General features: G+C 72.6%; 17 protein-coding genes. 10 read left to right on the top strand and 7 right to left on the bottom strand.

Features of this window, described 5'->3' with window-relative positions; translation table 11 throughout:
* Positions 1 to 615 (bottom strand): PadR family transcriptional regulator, encoded by a 615-nt coding sequence (locus Cus16_RS09515; RefSeq protein WP_069712426.1) that lies wholly within the window; start codon positions 613 to 615, stop codon positions 1 to 3.
* A 145-nt stretch (positions 616 to 760) separates the two neighbouring features.
* On the opposite strand from Cus16_RS09515, the gene purS reads away from it, so the two are divergent.
* Genes purS through Cus16_RS09495 form a run of 4 tightly spaced genes read left to right on the top strand, consistent with a single transcriptional unit; the run spans position 761 to position 5,080 of the window.
* Positions 761 to 1,012 carry a phosphoribosylformylglycinamidine synthase subunit PurS gene (gene purS / locus Cus16_RS09510; protein WP_069712425.1) on the top strand — a complete coding sequence of 84 codons (252 nt, stop codon included), beginning with the start codon at positions 761 to 763 and terminating at the stop codon, positions 1,010 to 1,012.
* Positions 1,013 to 1,017: 5 nt separating this feature from the next.
* Positions 1,018 to 1,713, top strand: a complete 696-nt coding sequence (gene purQ, locus Cus16_RS09505; protein ID WP_069712580.1) for a phosphoribosylformylglycinamidine synthase subunit PurQ — start codon at positions 1,018 to 1,020, stop codon at positions 1,711 to 1,713.
* A gap of 17 nt (positions 1,714 to 1,730) precedes the next feature.
* Entirely contained in the window at positions 1,731 to 4,112 is a 2,382-nt protein-coding gene (purL, locus tag Cus16_RS09500) for a phosphoribosylformylglycinamidine synthase subunit PurL (protein ID WP_223246576.1), read from the top strand.
* A gap of 47 nt (positions 4,113 to 4,159) precedes the next feature.
* Positions 4,160 to 5,080: a 2-hydroxyacid dehydrogenase gene (locus tag Cus16_RS09495; RefSeq protein ID WP_069712423.1), complete on the top strand. Its 921-nt coding sequence runs from the start codon at positions 4,160 to 4,162 to the stop codon at positions 5,078 to 5,080.
* A gap of 75 nt (positions 5,081 to 5,155) precedes the next feature.
* Here the strand turns inward: Cus16_RS09495 and Cus16_RS09490 are convergent, their stop codons facing one another.
* The 3 genes from Cus16_RS09490 to Cus16_RS09480 are packed head-to-tail and all read right to left on the bottom strand — an operon-like array spanning position 5,156 to position 7,010.
* The gene (locus Cus16_RS09490) at positions 5,156 to 5,632 is read right to left on the bottom strand and encodes a GNAT family N-acetyltransferase (RefSeq protein WP_223246575.1); all 477 of its coding nucleotides are present in this window, start codon (positions 5,630 to 5,632) and stop codon (positions 5,156 to 5,158) included.
* Positions 5,596 to 6,693, bottom strand: a complete 1,098-nt coding sequence (locus Cus16_RS09485; RefSeq protein WP_069712422.1) for a lactonase family protein — start codon at positions 6,691 to 6,693, stop codon at positions 5,596 to 5,598. The genes Cus16_RS09490 and Cus16_RS09485 overlap by 37 nt, the downstream gene beginning before the upstream one ends.
* Positions 6,690 to 7,010 (bottom strand): chorismate mutase, encoded by a 321-nt coding sequence (locus Cus16_RS09480; RefSeq protein WP_069712421.1) that lies wholly within the window; start codon positions 7,008 to 7,010, stop codon positions 6,690 to 6,692. Before Cus16_RS09480 ends, Cus16_RS09485 begins: the two co-directional genes overlap by 4 nt.
* A 112-nt stretch (positions 7,011 to 7,122) precedes the next feature.
* Between Cus16_RS09480 and Cus16_RS09475 the strand changes: the two genes are divergently transcribed.
* Positions 7,123 to 7,530, top strand: coding sequence for a DUF1304 domain-containing protein (locus tag Cus16_RS09475; RefSeq protein ID WP_189319570.1), 408 nt, complete (start codon positions 7,123 to 7,125; stop codon positions 7,528 to 7,530).
* A gap of 230 nt (positions 7,531 to 7,760) precedes the next feature.
* Here Cus16_RS09475 and Cus16_RS09470 read toward each other — a convergent pair whose 3' ends face one another.
* A complete protein-coding gene (locus Cus16_RS09470; protein ID WP_069712420.1) occupies positions 7,761 to 8,777 on the bottom strand; it encodes an iron-siderophore ABC transporter substrate-binding protein in 1,017 nt (338 codons plus the stop codon).
* A 60-nt stretch (positions 8,778 to 8,837) separates the two neighbouring features.
* Between Cus16_RS09470 and Cus16_RS09465 the strand changes: the two genes are divergently transcribed.
* Positions 8,838 to 9,704, top strand: a complete 867-nt coding sequence (locus Cus16_RS09465; protein ID WP_069712419.1) for a shikimate dehydrogenase family protein — start codon at positions 8,838 to 8,840, stop codon at positions 9,702 to 9,704.
* 35 nt (positions 9,705 to 9,739) lie between these two features.
* A complete protein-coding gene (locus Cus16_RS09460; protein WP_069712418.1) occupies positions 9,740 to 10,861 on the top strand; it encodes a hypothetical protein in 1,122 nt (373 codons plus the stop codon).
* On the opposite strand, the gene Cus16_RS09455 is transcribed toward Cus16_RS09460, so the two are convergent.
* Positions 10,852 to 11,238, bottom strand: a complete 387-nt coding sequence (locus Cus16_RS09455) for a YchJ family protein (RefSeq protein ID WP_069712417.1) — start codon at positions 11,236 to 11,238, stop codon at positions 10,852 to 10,854. The two genes, Cus16_RS09460 and Cus16_RS09455, sit on opposite strands and share 10 nt — an antisense overlap.
* A gap of 54 nt (positions 11,239 to 11,292) precedes the next feature.
* Between Cus16_RS09455 and Cus16_RS09450 the strand changes: the two genes are divergently transcribed.
* The 3 genes from Cus16_RS09450 to Cus16_RS09440 are packed head-to-tail and all read left to right on the top strand — an operon-like array spanning position 11,293 to position 13,396.
* Entirely contained in the window at positions 11,293 to 11,919 is a 627-nt protein-coding gene (locus tag Cus16_RS09450) for a hypothetical protein (RefSeq protein ID WP_069712416.1), read from the top strand.
* A complete protein-coding gene (locus Cus16_RS09445; RefSeq protein WP_141718910.1) occupies positions 11,916 to 12,611 on the top strand; it encodes a hypothetical protein in 696 nt (231 codons plus the stop codon). The genes Cus16_RS09450 and Cus16_RS09445 overlap by 4 nt, the downstream gene beginning before the upstream one ends.
* A 53-nt stretch (positions 12,612 to 12,664) precedes the next feature.
* Positions 12,665 to 13,396: an SOS response-associated peptidase gene (locus Cus16_RS09440; RefSeq protein WP_069712414.1), complete on the top strand. Its 732-nt coding sequence runs from the start codon at positions 12,665 to 12,667 to the stop codon at positions 13,394 to 13,396.
* Between the two features lie 142 nt (positions 13,397 to 13,538).
* On the opposite strand, the gene Cus16_RS09435 is transcribed toward Cus16_RS09440, so the two are convergent.
* Positions 13,539 to 18,986, bottom strand: a complete 5,448-nt coding sequence (locus Cus16_RS09435; protein ID WP_189319569.1) for an Ig-like domain-containing protein — start codon at positions 18,984 to 18,986, stop codon at positions 13,539 to 13,541.
* Between the last annotated feature and the right edge of the window lie 178 nt (positions 18,987 to 19,164).

The raw sequence follows: 19,164 nt of genomic DNA, 5'->3' as shown, positions 1-19,164 counted from the left end.
TCATCGAGTGGGGTCCTTGCTCGTGCTGGTCGGTTCGGTGTCGGTGGGGAGCGCCGGGCCGTCCCAGGGGACGTCCCCGCGCTCGATGCGGTCCGCGGTCGCGGTGAGCCACTCGAGTTGCGCGGCGAGCATGGCACGGACGTACGACACGTCCAGCCAGTACCGGGGCGCCAACCCCTTGGCCTGGAGGCCCGTGGCGGCTTCGTCGTACTGCTCCAGTCGTGCGCGGATCGCCTCGGTGCGGGCACGGAGGGCCGCGACGGCGTCCTGGTCGCTGAGGTTGTCGACGTGCGAGACCGCGAGGTGGAACTCGGGGTACTCGTCCGCGGGTTCGGCGACCATGCGCCGCAGCCCGGTCAGGAGCGCGTCGCGACCGGCGTCGGTGATGGCGTAGGTCGTGCGTTCGGGGCGGTTGCCCTCGCGCGCGGTGCCGAGCTGTTCGGCGTACCCGAGGTCGACCAGGCGGCCGATCTGGTGGTACAGCGTGCCGGGGCGGACCTTGACGTTCTCGTCCTCACGCCGTCGCAGCATGAGCTGGAACATCTCGTAGGGGTGCATCGGAGCCTCGGCCAGCAGGCCGAGCGCGGCGTACGCCAGGGGCGTGAGCGACGTCATCCGTGCCTCCAGTCCGGTCTTCTGCTCCGACTATTCCAATTGGAATGTACGCCTTCGACCACTTCTCCACAACCGACCCGGCGCGCCGCGCGCGCCACCTAGACTGGTCGCGTCCCACCCATCCCCGAAGTGCTGGAGTGAACACGTGCCAACGATCGTCGTCGAGGTCATGCCCAAGGCCGAGATCCTCGACCCGCAGGGCAAGGCGGTGGGCAACGCGCTCGCCCGTCTCGGCAAGGCCGACCTGACCAACGTCCGCATCGGCAAGCGCTTCGAGGTGACCGTCGACGGCCCCGTCGACGACGCGAAGCTGGCCGAGGTCCGCGAGATCGCGGCCGACGTCTTCTCGAACGCCGTCATCGAGGACGTCGTGTCCGTGACGGTCGAGGGCGCGTGACCGCGATGCGGATCGGCGTCATCACGTTCCCGGGCTCGCTCGACGACCGCGACGCCCAGCGCGCCGTCCGTCTGGCCGGCGCCGAGCCCGTCGCCCTCTGGCACGGCGACCACGACCTGCAGGGCGTCGACGCGATCGTGCTCCCCGGCGGGTTCTCCTACGGCGACTACCTCCGCGCCGGGGCGATCGCGGCCAAGGCCCCGATCATGGCCGAGGTCATCGACGCCGCCGGCAAGGGCATGCCCGTGCTCGGCATCTGCAACGGCTTCCAGATGCTCGCCGAGGCCCGCCTGGTGCCCGGTGCGCACACCCGGAACGCGCACCAGCAGTTCATCCGTCGCGACCAGAAGCTCCGCGTCGAGACCGCCGGTACCGCATGGACCTCCGGGTTCAGCGCCGGGCAGGAGATCACGATCCCGCTCAAGAACGCCGACGGACGCTTCGTGGCCGACGCCGACGAGATCAAGCGCATCGAGGACAACGGCCAGGTGGTGTTCCGCTACGTGGGCGTGAACCCGAACGGGTCGATCGACGACATCGCCGGCGTCTCGAACGAGCGCGGCAACGTCGTCGGGCTCATGCCGCACCCCGAGCACGCGACGGAGGCCGGCTTCGGCCCGGACACCCCCGCCGCCATGGCCTCCGGCACGGACGGCCTCACCTTCTTCACCTCCGTGATCGAGTCGACGCTCGTCAAGTGACAGGGAACAACACCACCGTGACGACCTCCGTTCGCCCGAAGCCCGACACCGTCCAGGACGCCGCCGCCACGCCCGACAAGGAGCAGCCGTACGAGGCGCTCGGGCTCAAGGCGGACGAGTACGCGAAGATCCGCGAGATCCTCGGTCGCCGCCCCACCTCGGGCGAGCTCGCCATGTACTCCGTGATGTGGTCCGAGCACTGCTCGTACAAGTCGAGCAAGAACTACCTCCGGCAGTTCGGCAAGAAGGTCACGCCGGAGATGACGAAGAACCTCATGGTCGGCATGGGAGAGAACGCCGGTGTCGTCGACGTCGGCAACGGCTGGGCGGTGACCTTCAAGGTCGAGTCGCACAACCACCCGTCCTACGTCGAGCCCTACCAGGGCGCCGCGACGGGTGTCGGCGGGATCGTCCGCGACATCATCTCGATGGGCGCCCGCCCGGTCGCCGTGATGGACCAGCTCCGCTTCGGCGCCATCGACCACGAGGACACGCAGCGCGTCGTGCACGGCGTGGTCGGCGGCATCTCGTTCTACGGCAACTGCCTCGGCCTGCCGAACATCGGCGGCGAGACCTACTTCGACCCGGTGTACCAGGGCAACCCGCTGGTCAACGCCCTCGCGGTCGGCGTCCTGCGCCACGAGGACCTGCACCTCGCCAACGCCTCCGGCACCGGCAACAAGGTCGTGCTCTTCGGCGCCCGCACGGGTGGCGACGGCATCGGCGGGGCGTCGATCCTGGCGTCCGACACCTTCACCGAGGGCGGCCCGACCAAGCGCCCGGCCGTCCAGGTCGGCGACCCGTTCGCCGAGAAGGTCCTCATCGAGTGCTGCCTCGAGCTGTTCCGGGAGGACCTGGTCGAGGGCATCCAAGACCTCGGCGCCGCGGGCATCTCCTGCGCGACGAGCGAGCTCGCGAGCAACGGCGACGGCGGCATGCACATCTCGCTCGACGACGTCCTGCTGCGCGACCCCACGCTCACGGCGGAGGAGATCCTCATGTCGGAGAGCCAGGAGCGCATGATGGCGGTCGTCCGCCCCGAGAAGCTCGACGCGTTCCTCGCGGTCGTCGGCAAGTGGGAGGTCGAGACGAGCGTCCTCGGCGAGGTCACCGGCACCGGCCGTCTGGTCATCGACTGGCAGGGCCAGGAGATCGTCAACGTCGACCCGCGCACCGTCGCCGTCGACGGCCCGGTCTACGACCGCCCGGTCGCCTACCCGACCTGGATCGACGCCCTGCAGGCCGACGGCGCCGAGTCGCTCGAGCGCCCGGAGACGGGCCCGGCGCTCAAGGCGCAGTTCCTGCAGCTGCTCGGCTCGCCGAACCTCGCGTCCAAGAACTGGGTGACGAACCAGTACGACACCTACGTGCTCGGCAACACGGCGCTGTCCTTCCCCGATGACGGCGGCATGATCCGCGTCGACGAGGAGACCGGTCTCGGCGTCACCGTCGCGACCGATGCGAACGGTCGCTACTGCCAGCTCGACCCGAAGCAGGGCGCCCGGCTGGCCCTGGCCGAGGCGTACCGGAACGTCGCCGTCACCGGTGCGGTCCCGGCCGCGGTCACCGACTGCCTGAACTTCGGCTCGCCGGAGAACCCCGAGGTGATGTGGCAGTTCTCCGAGGCCGTCGAGGGCCTCGCGGACGGCTGCATGGAGCTCGGCATCCCGGTGACGGGCGGCAACGTCTCCTTCTACAACCAGACCGGCACGACCCCGATCCACCCGACGCCCGTCGTCGGCGTGCTCGGGATCATCGACGACGTCGCGCTGCGCGTGCCCTCGGGCTGGCAGGACGACGGCCACAACGTGTACCTGCTCGGCACGACGCGCCTCGAGCTCGACGGGTCGGCGTGGGCCGGCACCGTGCACGGGCACCTCGGTGGTCGTCCGCCGGCGGTGGACCTCGCGCAGGAGAAGGCCCTGGCGGACCTGCTGCACGCGGCGTCCGGCGAGCAGCTGCTCACGAGCGCCCACGACCTCGCGGACGGCGGCCTCGGCCAGTCCCTCGCCGAGTCGGTCCTGCGCTTCGGCATCGGCGCGCGGGTGGTCCTCGACGAGCTCGAGGAGCGCGACGGCGTGGACACGGCGACCGCGCTGTTCTCCGAGTCGACGGGCCGCGTCATCGTGACCGTCCGGCGCGAGGACGACGTGCGGTTCCAGGGCCTGTGCGACGGCCGCGGCTTCCCGGTGCTGCGCATCGGCGTGACCGACGCCTCGTCGGGCACGCTCGAGGTGCAGGGCGCGTTCGAGGCGTCGATCGAGGAGCTGCGCGGCACGCACGCCGCCACGCTCCCGGCGCGCTTCGGCGACGTCATCGTCGAGGACGTCACCGAGGGCTACGTCGGGCGTGGGCCGCTCGACGACCACGGCTCGTTCTCGCCGCGCACCGACAGCTGACGCCGACCGCGTCCCGAGCGCCGGCACCGCAGGAAGGCACCGACCGCATGCCGATCGTCACCCTGCCCTTCGTCGAGCTCGTCGACCGTCTCGGCCCCGTGCCGGACGGCGTCGAGCTCGACGTCTGGGACGTCGAAGGCCCGTACGCCCGACCGGACGACGTGGCGATCACGCTGCTGCCGTTCTACTTCGCGGGCCGACACCGCTGGGAGTACGTGCACGACCTGCCGAACCTGCGGCTCCTGCAGCTGCCGAGCGCCGGGTACGAGCACGCACTCCCGCACGCTCCGGCGCACGCGCAGGTCGCGAACGGCCGCGGCATCCACGACGACGAGACCGCCGAGCTCGCGGTCGGTCTGGCGCTGACCTCGCTCCGCGAGATCCACACGTTCCAGACCGACCGCGCCGCCGGGGTGTGGGACGTCCGCACCACGCGGTCGCTCGCCGATCGTCGGGTGACCGTCGTCGGGTACGGCGCGATCGGGGCCGCGATCGCCACGCGGTTCGAGGCCATGCGCTGCGACGTCACGGTGGTCGCGCGGACCGCCCGTGATCAGGACGGCCGGAAGGTGCACGCGTTCGGCGACCTGCCGACCCTGGCGGCGGACACGGACGTCCTCGTGCTCATCACCCCGCTCACCGACGAGACCGAACACCTCGTCGACGCGGACCTGCTCGCCGCGCTGCCCGACGGCGCCCTCGTGGTGAACGTCGCCCGCGGACGGGTCGTCGACACCGATGCCCTGGTGGCGGAGCTCCGGCGCGGACGGCTGTCGGCGGCGCTCGACGTCACCGACCCCGAGCCGCTCCCGGCCGGGCACCCGCTGTGGACGACGCCGAACACCGTGCTGACACCGCACGTCGGCGGGAACACGGACCTCAGCGTGCCGCGGACCCTCGAGCTCGTGCGCCGGCAGGTGGCCGCGCTGGCCGAGGGTCGCCCCTTCGCCAACGTCGTCCACGGCTGACCGCCCGCCCGGAACCGCTGCGCCGGAGCTGAGCCGCTGCGCCGGAACCGCTGGAGCAGGCTTGCCCCACCCGCGTCAGCGCAGCGGCAACGCCATCCCCAGGCTCGGCGCGACGTCCTCGAACCCGAGCGACCGGTACAGCCGCTGCCCGGGCGGGTCCCCCACGAGCGTGACGTACGCCCCTTCCGGCGCGCGCGACCGGATGTCCGCGACCAGCCACTCGACGACCGCCCTCCCGAGGCCGCGGCGCTGGTGTCCCGGGTCGGTCGCGATGTCGGCGATGTGGAAGTACCAGCCGCCGTCCCCGATGGTCCGGCCCATCGCGACGGGCACCCCTGCGGCGTCCACGACGTGCACCGCGGACCAGCTGCCCGCGACCGCGCCGGCGCCCTGCTCGGTCGTCTTCGGCGACAGTCCCGAGTCCCGCCGGAGCCGCAGGTAGTCGTCGAGCGGCGGCGCCCCGACGACGAGTCGGTACCCCGCCGCGAGCGATCCCGACGTCGACGACCCGGCGGTCACGAGCGCGCGGGAGTCGGCACCGGGACGATGCACGTCGGCGTCCCGACGGCGATCTGCGCCACCGCCGCACCGGGCACGCCGTCGTCGCCCACGGGCAGGACGGCGATCGCGTCCGACATCTGGTTCGCGACGAGCAGGTACCCGGGCACCTGCGCGAAGTGCCGCGGCCACGTCCCGCCGCACGACGCCGACCCGACGACCGCGAGCCCGTCGTCCGCGGTGTCGAGCACCACGATGACGTCGCGGCCGCGGACGGCGACCACGACCCGGCCGGCCGCGTCGACCTCGACGTGACTGAGGAGCGACTCCCCCACCGGGCCCGCGAAGGCCGCCACGGAGGCGATCGGGCGGAGCGTCCCGGAGTCGTCGCGACGCAGGCGGTGCACGCGCCCGTCGAGCTCGCCGGCGACGACCAGGTCGGCCCCGGATCCCTCACCGAGCCACACCATGTGCCGCGGTCCGACCCCCGGTGCGAGGTGGTGCACGCGGACGAGGTCGATCGCCGGTGCGGCGGTCACACGGAACTCGTGGAGGGCGTCACCGCCGAGGTCAGCGACGAGCACGGTGCCGTCGGGCGTCGCGATCGACTGGTGCGCGTGCGGCCCCTCCTGCCGGTCCTCGACGGGCCCCTCGACGTCGGGCAGCACGCCCGTGACGATCGCGGCCTCGGGGACGACCACGCGGTCGCCACTCCCGTGCGTGCCGACGACGGCGTCGCTCGCCGTGACCGACGCCGCGTGCGACTCGGCGGCCTCGAGCGAGACCGCGGTCACGGTGCCGGACACGTAGTTCGCGACGACGAGCGCACCCGACGGGTCGACCCGCACGTGGCACGGGGCGTCGCCGCCGGCGTCGGCGTCCCAGCGGTGCTCGAGCGTGCCCCCGGCGTACCGGAAGGCCGAGACGCTGCCGTCGGCGACCTCGGACACGGCGTAGACCCGGTCACCGGAGACCGCGAGGAACGACGGGTCGTCCATCACCGCGGCGGTGTGCGCGGTGGTGCCGTGCACGACCGAGATGCCGGTGGCGTTCCCGCCACCGGTGGCCGTGTAGGACCCGACGAGCAGGTGCAGGTCGTCCAGGGCGGCGCTCACTCGGCACCGCCGGCGATTCGCTCGTGGTGGTGGATGACCTCGGCGACGATGAAGTTCAGGAACTTCTCCGCGAACGCCGGGTCGAGGTGCGACTCCGCCGCGAGCTGACGCAGGCGGGCGACCTGGACCTGCTCACGACCGGGGTCGGCCGCGGGCATGCCCGCCGCGGCCTTCAGGTAGCCGACGCGCTGGGTGTACTTGAAGCGCTCGGCGAGCATGTGGATCACGGCGGCGTCGATGTTGTCGATGCTCTGCCGGATGCTCGCCAGCTCGGCGACCGCATCGTCGTGGACGGGCGTGGACTCGTCGGCACTCATGTCCCGAGCCTATCCGCGCACCCGGTCGACGAACACTGGTGTGACGGCCCCGGGTCGGCACCTTCCCTGGGCGGGACCTGAGCACCACCCAGTGGCTGCGAGAATGGAGACCATGTCGGTCCTGCTCGTGATCTCGGGTGTGTGTGCGGTCCTCGCGGGCCTCGTGCACGTGTACATCTTCTTCCTCGAGTCCGTTGCGTGGACCAGTCCGCGTGTCCGCCGGGCCTTCGGTGTCGCCTCGGAGTCCGAGGCGCAGGCCACCCGCTCCCTCGCGTTCAACCAGGGCTTCTACAACCTGTTCCTCGCGATCGGCGCGATCCTCGGTGTCGTCCTGGTCCTCGCGGGCAACGGTGCGACGGGCTGGACGCTGGTCGTGTTCTCGACCGCGAGCATGCTCGGCGCCGCGGTCGTCCTCGCCGGCACGGGCCGCCGCTACCTCAACTCGGCGTTCGTGCAGGGCTCGCTCCCCCTGATCACCCTGCTCTTCGCCTTCATCGGCTCCACCTTCTCCGCCGCCTAGTCGCAGCGGAACCGCAGCGGAACCGCTGCGGAACCGCTGCGGAACCGCCGCGCAGCCCAGCCGTTGCAGGGCCGCCGCGGAACGGCACCACGCGCCGGACGGGAGGCACGCTGCCGGCCCGCACCGCGCCTCCCGTCCGTCAGCGGCACCACGGAACGACCGCACACAGCAGGAGACGCCGGGTCGCCGTCGCGACCCGGCGTCTCCCGGCGTTCCCCCTACAGTCGGCGTCAGCCGACCTTCTTCGCGAACTCCTCCGGCAGCCGGTCGAGCGCCCACTCGATCGCGGCGGTCGTACCGAGCGAGAACGCGGCGGACACGTCCGGGTCGTCGACGACGATCGAGTGCCCCGCCTGCACGGACGGCACCTTCTGGAACAGCGGGTCGGACTCGGCCTTCGACGCCTCGACGTAGATCGGCAGGATCACCGTGAGGTCGGCGTCGAGCAGGTCGAGGTTCTCCTCGGACAGGCTCACCGAGAACGCGTCGCCGGCCTGCTGGTCGATCGCCTTCGGGATGGTGAAGCCGAGCTGCTGCATGAACGTCGAGCGACTGTCCTTCGAGGCGTACGCACCGAAGCCGTCGGCCGTGTAGGCGCCGACGACGGCGGTCTTGCCGTCGAACTCGGGGTGCGCCTTCCGCGCCGCGGCGTACGCGTCGTCGAGGTCGGTCAGCAGCTTCTTGCCCTCGGACTCCTTGCCGAGCGCCTTCGCGACGAGGTCGACCTGCTGCTCGGTGGTGGTGAGGTAGTTCTCGCCGCCCTTCGGGATCGCCACCGTGGGGGCGATCGCCGAGAGCTTGGCGTAGCGGTCCTTGTCACCCGAGCTCTTGGTGTCGAGGATCAGGTCCGGCTTGAGCTTCAGGATCCGCTCGTAGCTCGGCTCGAGCGTCTGGATGATCGCCGGCTTCTTCGTGTACGCGTCCTTGAGCCACGGCCCGACGCCGTCGCCACCGAAGGCGAGCCAGTCGCTCGCACCGACGGGCTGCACGCCGAGTTCGAGCGCCGTCTCGGCGTCGCCCCACCCGAGGGCGACGACGCGCTTCGGCTGCGACGGGATCTCGGTCGTGCCGAGAGCGGTCTGGATCGACACGGGGAACGCGCCGCCCGAGCCGGACGCGTCGTCGGAAGCAGCGGGCGAGGACGAGCCGGAGCTGCAGCCGGCGAGGACGAGGGACGCGGCGACGACGGCGCCGGCGGCCGCGAGCACGCGGCGGACGCGGCGCGCAGAGGGGGAGGTTCGGATCACACAGGTAAGGCTACCCTAAGCAAGGCCCCCGCGGAGGGTGGGCCGCTAGGCTCCGGACCCGTGGAGTACACCGACACCGACCGCACCCGGCTGGCCGTCCTCGGCTCCCCCGTTGCACACTCGCTCTCCCCCACGCTGCACAGCGCGGCCTACGACGTGCTCGGGGTCCCGTTCTCGTACGGGAGGCACGAGGTCGCCTCCGGTGGGCTCGACGCGTTCGTCGCGGGGCTGGGCCCCGACTGGCGCGGACTCAGCCTGACGATGCCGCTCAAGCGCGAGGTCCTCCCGATGCTCGACCGCACGACCCCGCTCGTCGACGAGCTCGGGGTCGCGAACACCGTCGCGTTCCGGCAGGAGGGCGACCGGGTCGTCACCGCCGGCGCGAACACCGACGTCGAGGGGATCGTCCGTCCCGTCGAGGCTCTCGGGCACCTGCCGGGCGAGGCCTCGATCCTCGGCGGCGGTGCCACCGCGGCGAGCGCCCTCGCCGCGGCGGTGCGGCTCGGGGCCGTCGACGTGCGGGTGTTCCTCCGTGACACCGCGAAGGCCGGTCCGCTGGTCGACCTGGCCGTCCGGCTCGGGGTCACGCTCGAGGTCCTGCCGTTGGACGCCCTGCCGGGGACGCGGCACGGGTTCCTCGTGTCGACCCTGCCCGGCGGTGCGGCCGACGAGCTCGAGCTGCTGCCGTCGGGGTCCGACGCGGTGCTCTTCGACGTCGCGTACGAGCCGTGGCCGACCGCGGCGGCGAGCCGGTGGACCGCGGCGAGCGGGCGCGTGCTCAACGGGCTCGACATGCTGACGGAGCAGGCGATCGGGCAGATCCGGTTCTTCCTGACCGGCGACGACGCCGAACTACTGCCGGACGAGGCCGCGGTCCGCCGGGCGATGCGGCTGTCGGTCGGCCTGCCGGAGACCATCGCGGCGTGAACGGATGACGGTGCGGCGTATCTAGAATACTGGATGTGCACTCCCGTCCTCGCTGTCGTCGCCGGCTCCGTCGCGTCCGTGCCGTCCTCCTCGCGCTCCTCGCCGTGGGCGCACTCGTCCTGACCGGATCGGTCACGTGGCGGCTCGCCGGCCCCTCCCCGTCCGGGTCGTGGGCGTCGCTCGACGACACCGACCGGACGATGTTCCGGCAGCTCTCCGAGCAGTTCGAGCTCGCGCAGCGGGACCCGGCGGGGATGTGGACCGAGGACTACCACTACGAGGAGCAGCCGTTCGTGCTGCTCCGCACCTCGGGGCCGTGGAAGCTCGACTGGTCGTACGCGTACCTCGTGAACATGAGCGACCGGACCGACGTCTCCGGCATGCGCCGCGTCGAGCTGCCCGGGATGCCGCTCCTCGACGACGTCCGCGTCAGCAAGCGCTTCGCGTTCTCCGAGCCGTGGCTCCACGTGAGGTCGCAGTTCGGGAACATCGAGGTGGACGGGAACCGCGTCCTGGCGTTCAAGTTCCACCCCGGGATGTTCGGCGACGACGTCCCGACCGACGAGGACTTCCGGCACTTCGCCGCCCACGAGCACTTCCACGTGGCGGTGCAGGGCATCGAGCCCGGTGACCCCGGCTACTGGGACTACGACGACGGCGGCCGGCTTGAGGTGCCCGCCTCGTCGGAGCACCGGCGGCTGCTCCGCGCCGAGATGGCCGCCCTGACCGCGGCGACGGCCACCGACGACCCGGCGGCGGTGCAGCGCGCGGCGACCGACGCGGCACGGCTCCGGCTCGCGCGGTACGAACGGTGGCCGGGGCTCCGGCAGCAGGACGGCATCGAGACCGTCGAGGGCACGGCGGTGTACTTCGAGGAGGCGGTGAACGACGATGCTGCGACGACCGACGCCCCGACCCTGCTCGACGTCTTCGACGAGTACGCCGACGTCATGGTCGATCGCGACCTGTACTACTCCAGTGGACTCGCCGTCGGATGGGCGCTCGACGTCCTCGCTCCCGGGTGGCGGGCCGAGCTGGGCGAGCGGGCGCCGACCGACCACCCGACCCTGTTCGACCTGCTGACGGACGCGCTCGGCGGCCGGCCGGCCGTCCCGGGTGCCGCCGAGTGCGACGAGCTGGTCGCGCGCTACAACTGACCGTCGACGTAGAGCCAGCGGCCCTGCTCGCGCACGAACTCGCTGGTCTCCTCGAGCGTGCCGCGCTCGTCGTCGGACCGCCACCACGCGCGGAAGGCGACCGTGCCCCGGGTGTCGAACGGGCCTCCCGACCGGGTCGACACGATGTCCAGCCGGGTCCACCGCTGCGTCGGGTCGAGCGTCAGCTCGTCCGGGCGGGTGCTCGGGTGCCACGTCAGCAGCAGGTACTCCGGCAGTCCGAGGGCGAACGCGGTGAACCGGGAGCGCATGAGCCGCTCGGCGGTCGGTGCCGCGGCACCGGCGTGCAGGGGGCCGCAGCACTCACCGTAGGGGTTGCCGCTCAGGCAGGGGCAGCGCTGGTCGTGGTCGGGGAGCACCCCGGCACGGTAGCAGCGACGGACGCCCACAGACCGGGCGAGTACAAGTGACAGGTGTTCATGCTCGGCTGGCAGGTGCTGCGCGCGCTCCTCGGCGACGTCGTGGACCCTGCGCGGGCACGGCGAGCCGCATTGACCGCCGGCGCCGTCGCGGTGGTCGTGCTCGTGGTGTCCGTCGTGACCGATCGCGCCACCGGCTGGGCCGGGTCCGGTGGCGTCCGACCGGCGCTCACGATCTCCTTCGTGACGGTCGGAGCGTGGGCGCTCGTGTTCGCGTGCTTCCCGACCGCTCGTGCGGCTGGTCCCGAGCTCCGCATCAACGGGCGGCAGGTCCGACCCGACCAGCAGCTCTCCGCACGGTCGACCGTGCAGCCGTACCTGTCCCGTCGGCAGCGCCCGGTGGCACCTGAGGACCGCACGATCGTGCTCAACGACCTGCCGCTCCTGCAGCGCGGGCTGGTCTGGCGGCTGTCACGGCTCACGCCCCTGCTCGTCGGCCTGGCCTGCGGCAGTGCAGCCGTGCTCATCTCCGGGGAGCGGCAGCCCCTCGTCTTCCTCTGGCCGTTCCTCTACCTGTTCCTGCTGCCGGACCTGGTGGTCCGGCTCGGCCGGGCCGAGCGTGCCCGCCTCGCGGCGCTCGCAGCGGACCCGGCTCCGACGACGACGGAGGTCACCCCGTGAGCCGATCAGCGTACGAACTCGGATGGAGGGTGTTCCGCGACCGCTTCGACACCGACGTCCCGCCGGACCGCCTGCGACGCGCGGTCGGGATCGGGATCCTCGTCGGGGTCGCGGCCCTGGTCGTCCTCGTCGTCGTGGGGCTGTCGGTCGGCTGGCCGGACCTCGCCGGTCCCGCGGGGTGGATCGGTGCCGTGGTCCTCGCGGTGGGGATCGGCGGCTTCGCCGTCGCGTGCGTCCCGCTCGTGCCGCGGCCGCCCGACGCGACGAAGCTGTTCTGGTCGGGGTCGGTCATGCAGGCCCCGGAGCGCACCGAGCGGTACTTCGGCCGAGGACCGGCACCGACGATCGCGCCCGCCGATCGCGACGAGGTCCTACGGGACGCCGAACTCGTGCAGTCGGGTCAGGTGCCGGACACCTTCCGCGGCTTCGTCGTGACGGCAGCCGGTGTGCTGGCGGCGGTGTCGCTCCTGGTCACCGACACACACGTCCGACTCTTCAGCTTCGTCTCGGTCTTCCTGATCGTCCGGCTCGTCCTCGGGCTGGTCCGGCTCGGGCGGGTCGAACGGGCCCGCGTCCTGGCGGCGGCCTTGCCCGAGGTACCACCGGCGCCCTCGCCGGGCAGCACCGCCGGGAGCCGGCGGACACACCGTCCGGCACCTCGCGGCTCGAAGCTCGGCCTGCCCGACGACTGACCCGGCCCGCCCGTCCCCGGCCCGCTGTCGGCCCCGCCGGGCACACTGGTCGCATGTGTGGAAGGTTCGTCGTCTCCGACACCACGGCCGATCTGCTGCCCGAGCTCGTGGGTGAGCTCGCCGCGCGCACCGAGCACGTCGACGAGGACACCGGCGAGGTCCACGCCGGCCTCGCCCCGAGCTGGAACGTCGCCCCGACCGACCCCGTGTACGCGGTCCGGCAGCGGCACGGGCAGCGCGAGCTCCCGCAGATCAGCTGGGGCTTCGTGCCGAGCTGGGCGAAGGACTTCCGGAAGCAGCGTCCGAAGCCGATCAACGCCCGCATCGAGACGGTCGCCACGAGCGGGATGTTCAAGCGGGCCTTCGCGACGAACCGCTGCATCGTCCCGGCGCTCGGGTACTACGAGTGGGTCGTCCGCGAGGACGGCAAGGAACCCCACTTCGTGCACGAGCCCGGCGGTGCGCTCGCGATGGCGGGCATCGTGAGCGCCTGGCCCGACCCGACGAAGCCCGAGGACGACCCGGACAAGTGGCTGCTGTCGCTGGCGATCATCACGCGGGACGCCCACGTCGCACCGGGCGAGGTGCACGACCGCATGCCGGCGTTCCTCACCCCGGACGGCTACGACGACTGGCTGGACGGCGGCCTGGGTTCGGACGACCTGCTCGCGCTGCTCGACCACGAGTCGCTCGCGGTCGCCGCCGGACTCGAGCAGTACGAGGTCTCGCGCGCGGTGAACAGCGTGCGGAACGACGGCCCGCAGCTCATCGAGCCCATCGCGTGAGCGCTCCGCGCCACGGGCCCGTCGGGTGAGCGCTCCGCACCACCGGCCACCGACGACGGACGGGAGGCCCGGATCACGTGCGCCTGTCGGCTGACGTGATCCGGGCCTCCCGTCCGGTGTGCGGGCTGGGCCGCTCAGGACCTCAGTCCTGCGAGCGTCGACGCACCCCCGTCGCCACGGCGACGTCGTCGCCGCTCCGGCGACGGACCACCAGGAACGCACCGGCGAGGACCATCGCGAGGGCCGAGAGCCCGAGCCCGACGAGCCCGGTGGTGCCGGTGAAGGCCAGCTTGGCGATGTGCGTGGCGGCGGCGAGCCCGGTCGGGTAGTACACCTCGAGCGTGGCGCGGACCACCTGCGCCGCGGTGTCGGCGACCGTGTAGTCGATCGACGTGCGGGCTGCCCAGCCGTGCTCCGGGGTGAAGACGACCTGTCCGCGCTCGACCTGCCAGGTGCCCATCCCCCGCACGACGACCCGGTCGGTCTGGGCGCCGGTGGTGGGGTCGACCAGGTGCAGCGTCGACGGCAGGAAGTGCGCTCCGCCGCTGGCGTGGTCGTTGTCGATCGGACGGATGGTGACCGCGTGGTCGACCTTGCCCGTGGCCGAGTCGTCGGTCGCGGTAGCCGCCGCGACGACGGTCATGGTGGCGGTCGCGGTCGTCGTCTGCCCGGAGGCGTCGGTCACCGTGTAGGTGAACCGGTCGGTCCCGGTGAAGCCCTCGGCGGGCGCGTAGACGTACGAGCCGTCGCGCTGCACCGTGACCGTGCCGTGGGCGGGCTTCCGGTCGAGTGCGGCGGTCAGGCCGGTGCCGCCGTCGTTGCCGAGCAGGCCGTGCCGGGCGTCGCGGGCGACTGCGGTGCCGGCGACGGTGCGGGCGCTGTCGGCCACCGCGTCGATGCCGACCGTGACGGTGACGACCGCCTCGGCGTGCTGGCCCTCGGCGTCGACCACGTCGTAGGTGACGGTGTCGACCCCGGAGAAGCCGGCGGCCGGGGTGTAGACGAACGTGCCGTCCGCGGCGATCCGCACCGTGCCGTGCTGGGCGCGACCGACCGAGGCGACCCGGAGCGCCGAGCCGTGGTCGTTGCCGAGCACGCCCGGTCCCGTGACCGTGACCGACTTGCCGGCCGTCGTGCGGGCGGCGTCCGCGCCGGCGGTCGGCGTCACCGTGATGGTGACGATCCCGGTCGCGGTCGAGCCCTCGGCGTCGGTGGCGGTGTACGTGAACGTGTCGGTGCCGGAGAAGCCCTCGGCCGGCGTGTACACGTACGAGCCGTCCTCCGCGAGCTCCACGGTGCCGTGCTGCGGCTTCCGGTCGAGCTTCGCCCACAGGCCCGCGCCCGAGTCGTCGGCCAGGACGCCGGACGAGGCGGGCACCCGGAGCGTGCCGTTCGTCGTCGTCGCACCGCGGTCGGCGGTCGCGACGGCACCGACCAGCACCGTGACCGTGGCGGTCGCGGTCTGCCCGGAGGCGTCGGTCACCGTGTAGGTGAAGGTGTCCCGGCCGGACCAGCCGGTGGTGGGCGTGTAGACCAACGAGCCGTCGGTCGCCTGCGTGACGGTGCCGTGGCGCGGCGCCGTCGTGCCGGTGACGGTCAGGCCGGAGCCCGCGTCGTTGCCGGTGAGGGTGGCCGCGGCGATCGGCAGCGGGGTGCCCGAGGCGGTCTGCAGGACGTCGTCGGCCGCGGTCGGGGCCACGCGGACCGTGACGGTCGCCGTGGCGGTCGAGCCGGCACCGTCGGTCAACGTGTAGGTGAACGTGTCCGTGCCGGACCAACCCGCGGCCGGCGTGTAGGTCACGCCGGCGTCGGTGACGCGCACCGACCCGTTCGCGGGCGCGCCGACACCGGTGACCCGGAGCGCGGTGCCCTTGTCGTTCGCGAGGACGGGAACGTCGACGGGGGTGTCCGTCGTGGTCGTCACGGCGTCGTCGACGGCCTTCGGTGCGACGGTGATCGTCACGGTTCCCGTCGTGGTGGTGCCGGAGCCGTCGGTGATCGCCACCTCGAAGCCGTCCTTGCCCGAGAAGCCGGGTGCCGGCGTGTAGGTGTACGAGCCGTCCTTCCCGACCTCGACGGTGCCGTGCTGCGGCTGCGTGTTGTCGGTGACCGACAGGTCGGTGCCGGTGGCACCGGCGAGCGGGCCGCGGTCGGCGGGGACCACGAGGGTACCGTCGGCCGTGGCGTCGGCGTCGGACGCGGCGACTACCGGGGTGATCGTCACCGTGACCGTGCCGGTCGCCGTGTTGCCGTTGGCGCCGGTGACCTGGTAGTCGAACGTCGCGCGGCCCGAGGTGCCGGGCATCGGGGTGTACGTCACGGTGCCGTCGGCGTCCCGGACGACGGTGCCGGCGCTCGGGCTCCCGACCGCGGTGACGGTGAGACCGGTGCCGTGGTCGTTGCCGGTGAGGTCGGCGGAGGTGACGGTGACGGGCTGGCCGGCCGCGGTGCGGATCCGGTCGTCCTCCGTGCGGGGCGTGACCGTGATGGTCACGAGACCGGTGGTCTTCGCGCCTGATGCGTCCGTCGCCGTGTAGGTGAAGCGGTCCGAGCCGGACCAGTCAGCGGTCGGCGTGTACGAGTACGAGCCATCGGCGGCCAGGTCGACCGTGCCGTGCAGCGGCGGCTCGTCGAGCTCCGCGGTCAGGCCGGTGCCGGAGTCGTTCGCGAGCACGCCCCGGTCGACCGGGACGGTCAGCGTCGTCGAGGCCGGGACGGTCGCGCGGTCGTCGGCTGCCCGCGGTCCGACCACGACGACCACCCAGGTGGAGTCGGTGCGGCCCGCCGCGTCGCGGACGTCGTACCAGAAGGTGCCGCTGCCCGAGAAGCCGTCGGCGGGGGTGAAGACGGCGTTGCCGTCCGCGTCGAGCGCGACCGAGCCGTCCGTCGCCCGGCTGACGCCGGTCACGGTGAGCCCGGTGCCGGAGTCGTTCGCCGTCAGGTCCGCCGCCGCGACCGTCACCGGCGTGCCGGCCGACGTCGAGGTGGTGTCCGGACGGGCGCGCGGCGCGACCGCGACCGTGACGGTCGCCGGCTCCGACGTGCGTCCGGCGCCGTCGGTCACCGTGTAGGTGAAGGTGTCCGTGCCGGACCAGTCGCGGGCCGGGGTGTACGCCAGCGTGCCGTCGTCGTTCCGCACCACGGTGCCGTGGGCCGGAGCGGTCGCCACCGCGGCGGTCAGGCCGGAGCCGGTGTCGTTGCGCAGGACGTCGACCGCGACGGGGGCGTTCGCGCCGGTGGCGGCGCGGTCGTCGGCCGCCGTGGGCACGACCACCACGGTGACGGTGCCGCTGACGACCGTCCCGGTGCCGTCGGTCGCCTGGTAGGTGAAGGTGTCGGTGCCGGAGAACCCGGTGGCGGGCACGTAGGTGTACGTGCCGTCGGGGTTCAGCGTCAGCGTGCCGTGGTCGGGCTGGCTGTTCGACCGGATCGTCAGGTCGGTGCCGCGGTCGTTGCCGAGGACGCCGTCCGCGCGGGTCGTCGCCGTGGCGGTGCCGCCGGCGGGCAGGGTGATCGTGTCGTCGACCGCCGCGGGCCGCACGAGGACGGTCACGGTGACGGTGTCGCTCTTGCCGTTCGCGTCGGTGACGGTGTAGTCGAACGAGTCCCCGCCCGAGTACCCGTCGGCCGACGTGTACGTGTACGAGCCGTCCTTCCCGACGGTGACGGTGCCGTGCGACGGCTGGGTCGACCCCGTGACGGCGAGGCCGCTGCCCTGGTCGTTGCCGAGCAGGCCCGGTGCGGCGCCGGTGGCGCGGCCGCCGGCGTCGACGGTGATCGAGTCCGCGCCCGCTGCGGGCAGGACCGTCACGGTGACGGTGGCGGTCGTGGTCGTCCCGTTGCCGTCCCGCGCCGTGTAGGTGAAGGAGTCGGGGCCGGAGTAGCCGGCTGCGGGCGTGTACGAGTACGAGCCGTCCTTGCCGAGCACGAGGGTGCCGTGCGACGGGTCGGTGTGGCCGGTGATGGTCAGGTCGCTGCCGCCGTCGTTGGCCAGGAGGCCCGTGGCTGCGTCCGCCGTGGCGGTCTGGCCCGCGCGGGCGGTCACCGTGTCGTCCGCCGCGGACGGCTTCACGGTCACGGTGACGGTGCTCGTCGAGGTCTGCCCCGAGGAGTCCTTCGCCGTGTAGGTGAACGAGTCGGTCCCGGAGAACCCGGCGGCCGGGGTGTACGTGTACGAACCGTCGGCCGCGACGCTCGCGGTGCCGTGCGCGGGCTGCGTGTTCGAGACGACGCTGACGCCGGTGCCGCTGTCGTTCGCGAGCACGCCGTCCGCGGCGCCCTTCGTGACGGCGGTCCCCGTGGTGGTCGTTGCGGTGTCCGGGGCGGTCGCGACGTGCGTGGCCCGCACGGTGTTCGCGAAGGTCACGACGACGTCGGTGCCGTCCGCGCTCGTGGCGCTCGGGAAGTCGAAGCTCGCCGTGTTGCCATCGCCCTGGGCGATGACCGCGCCGGAGTTGACGTTCTCGGCGCGCCAGGTGGTCGCGTAGTTCGCCAGGTCGGTCGTGCCGGCGGCGGTCTGGGTGACGGTGTACTTCGTCTTCGGGGTCGTCAGGATCGCACCGGCACGCTTGGCCTGCACTCCGTCGGCGGTGCCGTCGGTGATCGTGCTGTTGCCCTCGGTGGCCTCTCCGACCGCGCCGGTCTTCGGGTCGACGGCGGCGGCCTTCAGGGCGAACTGGTCGCCCGACGCCCAGCGGTGGTCGACGCTCGACTGCGCCGCGAGCGTGTTGGCGTAGTTGCACGAGGCGAGGTCGCTCGGCGTGTAGCCGCCCGCGATCGGGATCGTCGTCCCGACCTGGTTGCCGGTCGCGGGGTCGACCTTGTAGACCGACGAGCCCACCGACGCGAAGAGGTAGCCGTCGGCGGAGAAGGCGATGCCGGGGCTGCCGGCGGCGTTGGCGTCGATCGGCAGCGTCGACACCAGGGTGGTCTTGAGCGCGGCCGTGCCTGCGGTCGCCGGGACCGTCTCGACGCGGCGGATCTGGTTGCCCGTCACGACGAAGAGCAACCCGCGGGTGCTGAACGCCATGTCACCGTTCTTGCCGGCCAGCAGGCCGTCGATGGTGCCGACCTGACCGATCTTCGTCCCGGTCTTCGTGTCGTACGCGCCGAGGTACGCGGGGGTCTCGCCGCTGGCGTAGTAGTAGATGCCGGTCGCCGGGTTGATCGCACCGCGGAGCAGCTGGCGGTTGCCGCCCGGGTCGGCGTTCGTGACGTCGGGCGTGCGCACACCGTTGACGGCGTCGTACCCGGTGATGGTGTTGCCGCCGTTCACCGCGGCGTAGGCGGCGACACCGTTGCGGGCGACCGCGAGGGCGTTGTTCGCCGGGTTCATCGTCGCGATGTTCGTGACCGCACCGGTCGTCGCGTCGATCGCCGCGAGCTGGTTCTGCGTCGTGTTGATCGCGTAGAGCGTGTTCTGGTCGCAGGACAGCGCGGACGCGGCGACGGCCGGGTCCGCCACGACGGCCTGCGTCACGCCGACGGCGCCGAGCAGGGCGACGCCGAGCATGGCGACGGAACGGATGCCGGGACGGCGGCGCGCGCGGGAGCGCGCGGGCACGGCGGTGCCCTGGTGCACAGGCAGCATGAGTCACTTTCGGGTCGAGACGATGCCGACGCCGCTTGCGTGACGGTCCGTGCAGAAGGACGGTCGCTGACGTCCCCTCGATCCTGACAGGAACGGGCGTTCCCATGGGGTCACTTCCGGTCCCCAGTAGGGGGGACCACTCGATCTGGGGGTGGGCCTGTGCCGGTCGTCCGAGGGG

The sequence above is a fragment of the Curtobacterium sp. ER1/6 genome, from assembly GCF_001742745.1.
Classification (GTDB): domain Bacteria; phylum Actinomycetota; class Actinomycetes; order Actinomycetales; family Microbacteriaceae; genus Curtobacterium; species Curtobacterium citri.
The sequence above is the reverse complement of the archived record's forward strand: the minus strand, read 5'-3'. Positions and strand labels throughout refer to the sequence as shown.

Coding starts and splice junctions, on each gene's coding strand:
- Cus16_RS09435 (WP_189319569.1), bottom strand. CDS start 18,986: ATGCTGCCTGTGCACCAGGGCACCGCCGTGCCCGCGCGCTCCCGCGCG.
- Cus16_RS09495 (WP_069712423.1), top strand. CDS start 4,160: ATGCCGATCGTCACCCTGCCCTTCGTCGAGCTCGTCGACCGTCTCGGC.
- Cus16_RS09440 (WP_069712414.1), top strand. CDS start 12,665: ATGTGTGGAAGGTTCGTCGTCTCCGACACCACGGCCGATCTGCTGCCC.
- Cus16_RS09475 (WP_189319570.1), top strand. CDS start 7,123: ATGTCGGTCCTGCTCGTGATCTCGGGTGTGTGTGCGGTCCTCGCGGGC.
- Cus16_RS09480 (WP_069712421.1), bottom strand. CDS start 7,010: ATGAGTGCCGACGAGTCCACGCCCGTCCACGACGATGCGGTCGCCGAG.
- purQ (WP_069712580.1), top strand. CDS start 1,018: ATGCGGATCGGCGTCATCACGTTCCCGGGCTCGCTCGACGACCGCGAC.
- Cus16_RS09515 (WP_069712426.1), bottom strand. CDS start 615: ATGACGTCGCTCACGCCCCTGGCGTACGCCGCGCTCGGCCTGCTGGCC.